Source organism: Hungatella sp., assembly GCF_046966825.1.
Window position 1 is genome coordinate 1 of the sequence record NZ_JBKVCZ010000194.1, and the last position, 9,455, is coordinate 9,455.

At 48.6% G+C, this 9,455-nt stretch carries 9 protein-coding genes and 1 pseudogene; 2 read left to right on the forward strand and 8 right to left on the reverse strand.

Annotation, left to right across the window (positions count from 1 at the left end; translation table 11 throughout):
* A pseudogene (locus ACLTD4_RS31395) lies at positions 1–92 on the forward strand (XRE family transcriptional regulator); the annotation flags it as partial.
* A 57-nt stretch (positions 93–149) separates the two neighbouring features.
* On the opposite strand, the gene ACLTD4_RS31400 reads toward ACLTD4_RS31395, so the two are convergent.
* From ACLTD4_RS31400 to ACLTD4_RS31435, 8 genes are all read right to left on the reverse strand, one after another.
* Positions 150–1,382: an MFS transporter gene (locus tag ACLTD4_RS31400; RefSeq protein ID WP_006781226.1), complete on the reverse strand. Its 1,233-nt coding sequence runs from the start codon at positions 1,380–1,382 to the stop codon at positions 150–152.
* The gene (locus ACLTD4_RS31405) at positions 1,383–2,135 is read right to left on the reverse strand and encodes a hypothetical protein (RefSeq protein ID WP_006781227.1); all 753 of its coding nucleotides are present in this window, start codon (positions 2,133–2,135) and stop codon (positions 1,383–1,385) included.
* 1 nt (position 2,136) lies between these two features.
* Positions 2,137–2,856, reverse strand: a complete 720-nt coding sequence (locus tag ACLTD4_RS31410; RefSeq protein WP_006781228.1) for an ABC transporter ATP-binding protein — start codon at positions 2,854–2,856, stop codon at positions 2,137–2,139.
* Between the two features lie 83 nt (positions 2,857–2,939).
* Positions 2,940–3,575 (reverse strand): TetR/AcrR family transcriptional regulator, encoded by a 636-nt coding sequence (locus ACLTD4_RS31415; protein ID WP_138669575.1) that lies wholly within the window; start codon positions 3,573–3,575, stop codon positions 2,940–2,942.
* A 144-nt stretch (positions 3,576–3,719) separates the two neighbouring features.
* The gene (locus tag ACLTD4_RS31420) at positions 3,720–5,792 is read right to left on the reverse strand and encodes an ABC transporter permease (RefSeq protein ID WP_412331863.1); all 2,073 of its coding nucleotides are present in this window, start codon (positions 5,790–5,792) and stop codon (positions 3,720–3,722) included.
* Positions 5,789–6,472, reverse strand: a complete 684-nt coding sequence (locus tag ACLTD4_RS31425; protein ID WP_006781232.1) for an ABC transporter ATP-binding protein — start codon at positions 6,470–6,472, stop codon at positions 5,789–5,791. The genes ACLTD4_RS31420 and ACLTD4_RS31425 overlap by 4 nt, the downstream gene beginning before the upstream one ends.
* Before the next feature lie 71 nt (positions 6,473–6,543).
* On the reverse strand, positions 6,544–7,581 hold the full coding sequence (locus tag ACLTD4_RS31430) for a sensor histidine kinase (protein ID WP_138669573.1): 1,038 nt from the start codon (positions 7,579–7,581) through the stop codon (positions 6,544–6,546).
* Between the two features lie 8 nt (positions 7,582–7,589).
* Positions 7,590–8,276, reverse strand: a complete 687-nt coding sequence (locus ACLTD4_RS31435; protein ID WP_006781234.1) for a response regulator transcription factor — start codon at positions 8,274–8,276, stop codon at positions 7,590–7,592.
* Between the two features lie 171 nt (positions 8,277–8,447).
* Between ACLTD4_RS31435 and ACLTD4_RS31440 the strand changes: the two genes are divergently transcribed.
* Positions 8,448–9,314 (forward strand): tyrosine-type recombinase/integrase, encoded by an 867-nt coding sequence (locus ACLTD4_RS31440; protein ID WP_412331864.1) that lies wholly within the window; start codon positions 8,448–8,450, stop codon positions 9,312–9,314.
* Positions 9,315–9,455: the final 141 nt, after the last annotated feature.

The window sequence follows — 9,455 nt, forward strand, 5'->3', positions numbered from 1 at the left end:
CCAACTCCACCGTCAGCGACATCATTTACGGCCGCAACCAGTGTGAGCGCACCAAAGAGCGCATCGCCGAAACTCTCGGCATCCAAGGTTAAAAGGGAAGGCAGTATCATGAACATATCTCATGATACTGCCTTCATTTATGATATTAATTATTTCATTGTAAGAAATACTTTTTTTGATAGGACCGAAATGAGAATAGAGATTCCCAAAACCCCAAAAACCACAACCCATGGCATTGCAGCATACCATTCAAATAAGAGACCATACATGGCATTGCCGATTGGCTGTGCGCATAGGGACATCATTAACACGCAGGATATCACTTTGCCAATCAAATGAGGCGGCGTTTCCTTCTGAATAAATGCCAGCATTTGAATGCTGAAAATCGTGGAAATCATCATAAACATAAAGGCACACACGGAAATGGCAATATAGCAGATGGCAGCGGGCGCGTCAAGAAACAGCACCATTCCAATCGGCAGAATGGTAAGCGCCGTTCCGAACAGAAGCAGGTGTGATTGGTGGAGTTTGATACGTCCACCATAGGCCCCCACAACAACTCCGCCAATAATTCCGCCAGTCATCAAAGCGCCTTGGGCATATCCATAGAGCTGGCTTGACAGGTTGAGAATCTGGGTAATCAAAACGGGCATTCCAACCAGCAGCATGGATGTTAAAAACAGATTAAAAACAGCTACGATACACATGACGTTCCAAATAACCGGTTTTTCATGACGGACAAATTGAATACTCTCCCGAAAGTCTGTTATCACAGAGGCTAGAATGCCATCATCAGATTTCTTGGGAAGGCAGGGGATGCGGATAAACAGCTCCAATACTGCCGAAGAAAAGAAGAAAATACCTGCAATAAGCAGAATGGGAGGCAGACCCCAGACTCCATATAGAAATCCACCGATAACCGGCCCTAAGATTCCGGAAAGAGAGTTTACCTGGTTGATGATGGCATTTGCACCCAGCAGATGTTCTCCATTCACAAGACTTGGAATACTCGACTGTACGGTGGGCTGATAGGTACCTTGTATGGCATACAGGATTATCATGATACTTAAAATCAAAATGACACCGTTTATCCTGCCAAAACACACGGAAAAAACGAGAATCACAACTGTTGTAAAAAAATCCAGAAAAACCATAATGTTGCGCTTGTTGACACGGTCAGCCAGGATTCCGCCAACGGGAGAGAGTACAATCATTGGAATAGTGGAGCAGGCCAGCACAGCGCCATAGATGGAGGAGGAGCCTGTCAAATCCAGAAGATAAAGGGGTAGGGCGAATCGTAAAATCGCATTGCCAAACAGCGATATAATTTGTCCAATGACGACAAGGGTAAAATTTTTGTTCCATAATGGGTACAGATGCATTTATTCCCCCTCCATTTGATTGATTTTTGGTATCAGTATTAAGGTAAAAATGGCGCCAGCCAAAGACAAAACGATGGCGAAAGCAGTAAAACCAGCCACTGCGGCATTCAGGTCAGCCAAAAGAGAGACGTCCAGTAGATTGCTTAACAGTACGGAAAAGGCAAAGGAGACAATTAAGGTTATGTGTGATGATTTTTTAACAAATCCAATCTGCATGGAAATGAGGCCGATTGCTGCTGCAATCACGGAAAACAGCAGGGAAAGTTTTCCGGTATCATAAAATAGGCTGGCGGAAATGGCATCCCCTTTTACCATAGGGAAAATCGTTTCGGTATAGTAAAAAAAAGTGAATACAAGGAGATTGCATAACAGCATGGCAGAGATGGAGAGAATTACTGCTGTCACTGCTTTCACAAGAAAGATAGTACTGTTTTTTATCGGGTAGGACAAAAGAAGGTAAAATCGTTTTCCCGTAAAATCATGAATAATAAATTGATTGAAAACTGCAGCGGAAAATACTGCAAAACAAACCATACTGAGAATGCTGGTCAGAGCAGCAATGGTTTTGTAATTAGAGAAAACAGGTGCAATTGCATGAACGATGGCCATCCCCAGGGGGATGGCGCTGTTTTTGTGAGGAATATAGGCAAACAGGTACGTTAATCCCAATAAAAATGCGGCCGTGGTAAGAATAATCAGCAGATACTTTTTGATGGGGTTCCGGCGAAATTCCAAGGTAAATAAATGTAACATCTTATCGTTCCTCCCGTTTCTTCATAAAATAGTGTTCCAATCCAGCAGGATACCGTTCCCGCAGGTCGGCCAGGGACGTTTCTTCAAGCAGTCTGCCTTTGGAGATGAATCCAATCGTATCCGCAACCTGCTCTATTTCCGAAAGAATGTGGCTGGATAGCAGAATCGTCATCTGATGCTGTGTGACAAGACTGGAAAATAATTCCCGCATTTCCCTGATGCCGGCGGGATCTAGGCCATTAATCGGTTCATCCAGAATTAACAGCTTCGGCCGGTGACTGAGTGCCCTGGCAATCGCCAGGCGCTGACGCATCCCCAGAGAAAATTTTGACACCGCCCGTTTTCCGGTATCGGGAAGACCCACCATGGTCAGGGCGGTTTGTGGAGTGAGTCCTTCCATTCCCATATAGGCAAGATGAAGTTTCAGGTTTTCAGCAGCGCTTAAATGCTCGTAAAATACAGGAGTTTCTATGAGCGTTCCAATCTGCTTTAATACTTCTGATGTCTGTGTAACCACATCATAGCCCAAAATAGTGGCAGTTCCGGATGTTGGTGTCAAAATGCCAGCCAGCATTTTAAATAAGGTGGTTTTACCGGCCCCATTTTCCCCCAGGAATCCGTAAATCGTATGTTTTGTGACATGCATATCACATGATTGAATTACCTGAGTGCTTCCTAATGTTTTTGACAGTCCATTTGTTTGAATGGCAAGTGATGACATTCGCGTTACCTCCCTCTTATATACGTTCGTACGTATGTATAATGATAAAAATAATCTGCCCTTTCCTGGGCAGGCTATTTTTATTACAGATTTCTGCGCAGTTTTTGAAATTCTTCCAGTACGGAGTCGTCAATGACAGGCAGACCCATACCGTTTAACAGAATTTGAAACTGCAGAATTTTTTGAAGATATTCGTCCTCATCGGCAGGGTAAATAGCCGGATTCATCCAGATATTTACCAGCAATGCAAAGCAATCGGCCGCCTGTTTGGGATAGGCGGCATGCAGGGAGCCGTCGTCATTACCCTGCTCTATAATACTCAGAAAAATTGGGGCAACCTTCGTTTGGCAGTCTTCCATCTGCCGGAGGAGAAAACGCGGTGTTTTGAGCAGCCCGTCTGAGAGTGCGAAGATTTCCCGGTTTCGTATGCTGTCGCCCAGACCCTGAAGGACAACTTTTTTCAGTTTTTCCAAGCCGCTTAAATCGCTGTTTTGGATGGCGTGCATTGGCTCTAAAGCGTAGTAGTAGCGGTCTAACAGGGCGTCAAAAATGTCTTCTTTATTTTTAAAATGATGGTAGACCGCGCCTTTTGTCAATCCTCCAAGGGCATCAACAATATCCTGCATTTTCACCTGATTGTAGCCCTGCTCAGAGAATAGTTTCAGCGAGACATCTAAAATACGGGTTACAGTCTCTTCCGGATATTTGTTTCTTGGCATCGTGAATTACCTCCCTGCTTTACATACCAACGTATGTATGTAAAGCAAGGATATCATAGGAGGTACCAAATGTCAAGTTAAAACCCATATTTTTAAGCTTCTTCTTTTCCATCCCACATCCCAATACAGCAACACACCCGCCATTTACAATTCATTTATCGTCTCCGTCACCGAGATATTCCGAATCCGTTTTGCCGGTGCATACACAGCGGCGCCGGCCGCGGCCAGCACAAACAGAAGGATGATTATCAACGGCCTCACAGGCACGCTCCAGACCGCATACTGGAAATGGCTGGCTATGAGGAAGTTATATAGCATCCTGCTCAGTACCAGGCCGAACGCACATCCAACAGCACAGCCGGACACCGCATACGTAAGCGTCTCTGCGGCTATCATTTTCGTTATCTGTCGCCCGTTCATGCCCACCGCCCGCATGGCTCCGTACTGCTTGATTCTCGCGGTCACACTCATGGAAATGCTGTTCATAATATTGAGCACGGTAACCAGCGTGATAATTGCCAAAAATCCATATACAAAGAATAAAAATGCCAGATAGGTGCTGGTGGTGCGCTGGTCCCGCCTGTCGTGGAACACAAAGGTTTCATCCAACATATTGCGGATTGCTTCCACATCCGCATCCGTCACCCGTCTCGCTGTCTGGATGAACAGAAGGGAATAATCGCTGACGCCGGTCAGACGCGTGAACGTCTGCTCCGAAGTGATAAGCGTTATTTTTCCGCCGGTCGTTCCATCCTCGTTAAACGGGTCAAAGTTCAGCAGACCGGCAATCTCCAGCGTTTCATCCCCTATCAAAACGGTATCCCCAATCTTTAGCTGGCTGTCCCTGTCCCATGTCGCAAGGACATAGCGGCTGTCGCCGTACACCTTTGAGATATCACTGCCCTTTTTAAGCTGCCTGTCTTTCATCAGACAATCCAAATCAAATTCACCATAGGAAATGAGATCGACCCCGCCTTCCGCAGTGACCCCACCGGTTATCCCGGCCGGAACATCAAACTGGCTCATGCGGCCAAACACACGCTTCACCCCATCCATGCCGCCGATTTCATCAGCCAGTGCATGGTCAATGGAATTGGAGCCGTCACTGCTGGAAATGTTGATGTCAGAGGCATTGGACAACTGTGGCATCAGGAACCCCACAAACTCAATCAACACGGAAAAACTCAAAAAAAGAATGATGCTGAGCGCAAAGGAGCCAGTCATCAGCAGCCAGTTTTTCTTTGCGGACACGGCGTGATGGATGCCAAGGGCAGTCTCGATTTTAAACATGCAAAACCGCACCGGATGGGAAGTCTGTGCGGCGCTGTCCGAATTGCCGGAGACGGCCGTTACCGGAGATACCCGGGAAGCCCGTTTGGCCGGAGACCTTGCGGCAATGAGAACCGTGATAACGCCAACGACCGCCCCGCTGACAATCCCAATGGGGCTGATTCCAAACAGCGGGATAGCGGAAAATTCTTCGCCGACCAGAAAGCGCAGGGCAGCGCACAATCCCCAAGTAGTGACGATGCCAAGGAGGATACCGGCCGGAACCGATGTTTTGCACCAGTTCAGGGCCTCCAGCCTGACAAAGCGGACAATCTGCCGCCGGCTCATCCCAATACAGCGCATCATGCCGAAAAACTTGGTTCTCTGGGCGACATTGCTGTTGATACTGCTCGAAATCATCAGAACTCCGGCAATCAGTATCAGCACAAACAGTACCGCGGCGGCGAAGTAGAGAGACTGAACCATCGTATTATTAGCAAAGTCTGCCAGTCCCAGAGACACCTTGTTGATTTCGATCTGTTCCTCTGTCAGCCCATACTGTTCCTTCAGAGCGGCAATCTGCTTCTTAACGTTCACATTTTCCTGAAAATAAACGTAGTAGACGGGATCGGACGCCTGGTGGTTTCCGTCACTGGTCTCGGAAAACGCGGTCTGGTTCTCATTTGCCGCATCGGACACGGATATGGAGGAAATGCCGGGCATGGAGCTAATTTGGTTGACGTCACGTGCCGGTATCTGTTTCAGCATCACGTTCCAGCTGCCATGTTTGGCCAGCAGCGAGGCTCTCTCCATGCGGACACCCATATCCGCCATGCTGAAAACGGCAGTCACCAGAAACACGGCAAAGATGATGCATAAAAGTGTCATGCGGTTTTGCCGCCGGTGGACACGTGCGGATATGGGAATAAGACTGAGATAACTTTTCATCCGCGATACCCCCCAAAATCGGTGAGAACACCGTCAGACACCTGAAGCACCCGGTCTGCGGACTGGGCGATACTTCGACTGTGGGTAATCATGATGATGGTCTGCTCATATTTTTTGGCGGCCTCCTTCAACAGGGCGATGACCTCACGGCTGTTCTGGGTGTCCAGATTTCCGGTTGGCTCATCGGCCAGAATCAGGGCCGGCCGTGTCATCAGCGCCCGCCCGATGGCGACACGCTGCTGCTGCCCGCCGGACAATTGGCTGGGGAGGTGGTGGCGGCGCTCCGTTAAATTCAGCACCAAGAGCAGCTCCTCCAGATAGGATTTATCCGGCTTCTGATAGTCAAGGAGAACGGGAAACAGGATATTCTGCTCCACGTTCAGCTCCGGAATCAGATTAAAACTCTGGAAAATGAATCCGATATTTCTCCGCCGGAAGATGGTCAGGCGGCTGTCATCCAGGGACAGAATATCCCTGCCGTCAATCAGCACATTTCCGGAGGTAGGTGTGTCAAGGGCGCCAATCATATTTAAGAGGGTACTCTTGCCGGAGCCGGACTCCCCGACGATCGCCACAAACTCGCCCTTCGGGACGGAAAAGCTGACGTTCTTTAGTGCGTGTACGGCGGCTTCCCCGCTGCCATAGGTCTTTGAAATTGATTTGACTTCCAATAAATTCATAGGGGTAAACCTCTTTCTATTTTGATATGAAAAGGTTATCACACCAACCTTACTGCCAGATGACACGTATCCTACAATTTTGTAGGAATAGGGAGATGAATGGTAAAGGCAGTGCCAATCCCCGGCTCGCTGTCCACCTCGATGGTGCCGTCATGGGCTTCGATAATCGATTTGGCAAGGGGAAGTCCAAGGCCGATTCCCTGGGTGTCCTTCGAGAAACGGCTGCGATAAAAACGTTTGAAAATATGGGGGAAATCCTCCGGGGGGATGCCATTTCCGTTATCTTTTACGGTGATTTGAACCGTGGATGCAAAATGTTTCCATTCCAGGCGGATGTCGGCGCCGCTGCCGGTGTTGTCGAAGGCATTTTTTACAAGATTGCTGACGGCTTCCATGAGCCAGCCGCGGTCACACCAGAGGGATACCGTGTCGTCACCGGACAGCGAAAGTTTCTTATGTTCCTGTCTGACCCGGTAGGAGAAATGCTGCTCAATGCATCTCATCATGTCGGCTACCTGCTCCATATTTTTTTCCATGACAGTGGTCCCGGCGTCAAATCTGGCGATTTTCAAAAGGTTCTGTACCAGCACGGTGATTCGGTCCAGCTCCTGCTCGGACAGAGTGGCAAATTCCTGGACGGCCGGTGATTCGCCGGCTTCCTCCTGGATAATCCCGTTGTAGACATGCAGGGCCGCCAGAGGCGTTTTCAGTTGATGGGAAATGTCGGACAGAGTGTCTTTTAAAAAGAGATTGGCCTTCTTTTCCTGCTCTGCATGGGCGTTTAAGATAGTAGCCAGGGAGTTTACTTCGTGAAACAGCCGGTACAGTTCCCCCTCCTCCTCACAGTCGATGCGCGCCTGCGGATTACCGGAGAGATATTCCCGGATTTGGGCAGCGGCATGGTCTATCACACGGCTCTGCTCTGTGAAATAGCGGTAGAGGATGGCCAGCATCAGGAGCCCCGTACAGAGAAAGCTGGCCAGCACATAGAGTACTGCGTGCTCCGGCCCCAGACCGATGATGACAGCGGAGAGCAGGACGCAGGCCAGCAAAAGCAGGAGCTCCCGGCAAAACAGCGATTTGATATGTCTGTTAGATAGTAGTCTCATATGGCACCTCAATCCATTGGATTCCATTTGTAGCCCATGCGCCGGACCGTCACGATTCGTTTGGGGTCACCCGGATGATCCTCAATCTTTGTGCGCAGTCTCCGGATATAGACGGTGAGGGTATTGTTGTCAATATAGTTGTCATTGCAGTCCCACAGCCGGCCCAGAATCTGCTCCGGCGAAAGGACAATATCCGGATGCTCCATAAACAGGCACAGCAGCTTGTACTCGCCTGCGGTTAAATCGAGGAGCTGTCCATTTTTGTAGACTTCGCCTTTTAAACGATCGACGGTTATGCCGTTGGAAGTAAGCTTGGTGGCCGGCTGGCTGAAATGATCACTTCTGCGGAGCAGAGCATTGATTCTTGACAGAAAGACGGCCAGCTTGAACGGTTTTGTGATATAGTCGTCGCCGCCGATATCCAGCCCCATGGTGATGTCCGTCTCCTCATCGGCCGCGGTGAGAAACATGATAGGCACTGTCGATGTCTGGCGGATGCGCCTGCACAAATCGTACCCGGAACCGTCGGGAAGCGACACATCCAGAATCACCAAATCATAGTTCCCATTTATCCATAATGCCTCCGCCTCCAGGCAGGTGCGGGCAATCTCCAGTTCATACCCCTGCTTCTTGATCGCGAAGGACAAACCACTGATAAAACTCAAATCGTCTTCCACGAGGAAAATACGTTTCATTGCATTTACCATCCTCTTTCTTATTCTGCGTTTTTGCGTTGGTGTTATTGTCTCATTATTATATACGGACGGCAGGATTAAAACAAGGTTTTGACAGGAAAGTAAAAAGGTTTTAAAATTAATACCAGCAGTTGACGGAAACCTAAATAAGAAGAGGAGGATTTTTATAAAATGAAAGAGAGTAAATTTAGAAACTCCGTTACGGAGGAGGCGCTTATTCAATATGAGCGGTATCTGAAGGATGGGGAAAAAAGCCGTGCCACGGTGGAGAAATATCTCCGGGATGTGAGGAAATTTTGGGATTATCTGGGGGAGTGGGGAGTACAGGAATTTGACAAGGAGCAGGTATTGGAATACAAGCGGTATCTCAACGAGCATTACAAAACCACCAGCGCCAATTCCATGCTGGCGGCCATCAACAGTTTTTTTGAGTATCTGGGATGTGAGGAGTACAAGGTCAAACTGTTTAAGATTCAGCGCGTCCAGTTTTGCGAGCCGGAGAAGGAACTGACCGAGAAGGAGTACGGGCGGCTGGTGCAGGCGGCGGAGAGAAAGGGCGACAGCCGGATGAGCATGCTGCTTCAAACCATTGGAAGTACGGGCATTCGAATCAGCGAGCTTCGGTTTATCACGGTGGAGTCCTTAGAACATGGCCGGGCGGAGATTTACAATAAGGGGAAATCAAGAGTCGCACTGCTGCCGGCGGAGCTGGTGAAGGTGTTGAAAAAGTATTGCCGGAGAATGGGGATTACAGGCGGAAGCATTTTCATCACGAGGAATGGACGGCCGATGGACCGGAGCAATATCAACAAGAAAATGAAGGAGCTGGGCCGGGAAGCCGGAGTGGACGAGAGGAAGGTGTTCCCTCACAATTTCCGTCATCTGTTTGCCAGGACATTTTACAGGATTGAAAAGGATGTGGTGCGGCTGATGGATTTGCTGGGACACTCCAATATCAATACGACACGAATATACACCGCGGGCACGGAGAGCCAGCCCAGGAGGCAGCTGTCGCGGATGAAGCTGGTGTTTGGTTAGCCGTGAGAAACGGATAAATAAAAAAATACCCCATAATAGGTATTATGCGGTATCTACAATCATCTATGGAAGGAAATTCCCTTCACGATATAGTCTATTATACCCACTTTCGTAAAAATTGCAAGATTGGAAATGGAAAAA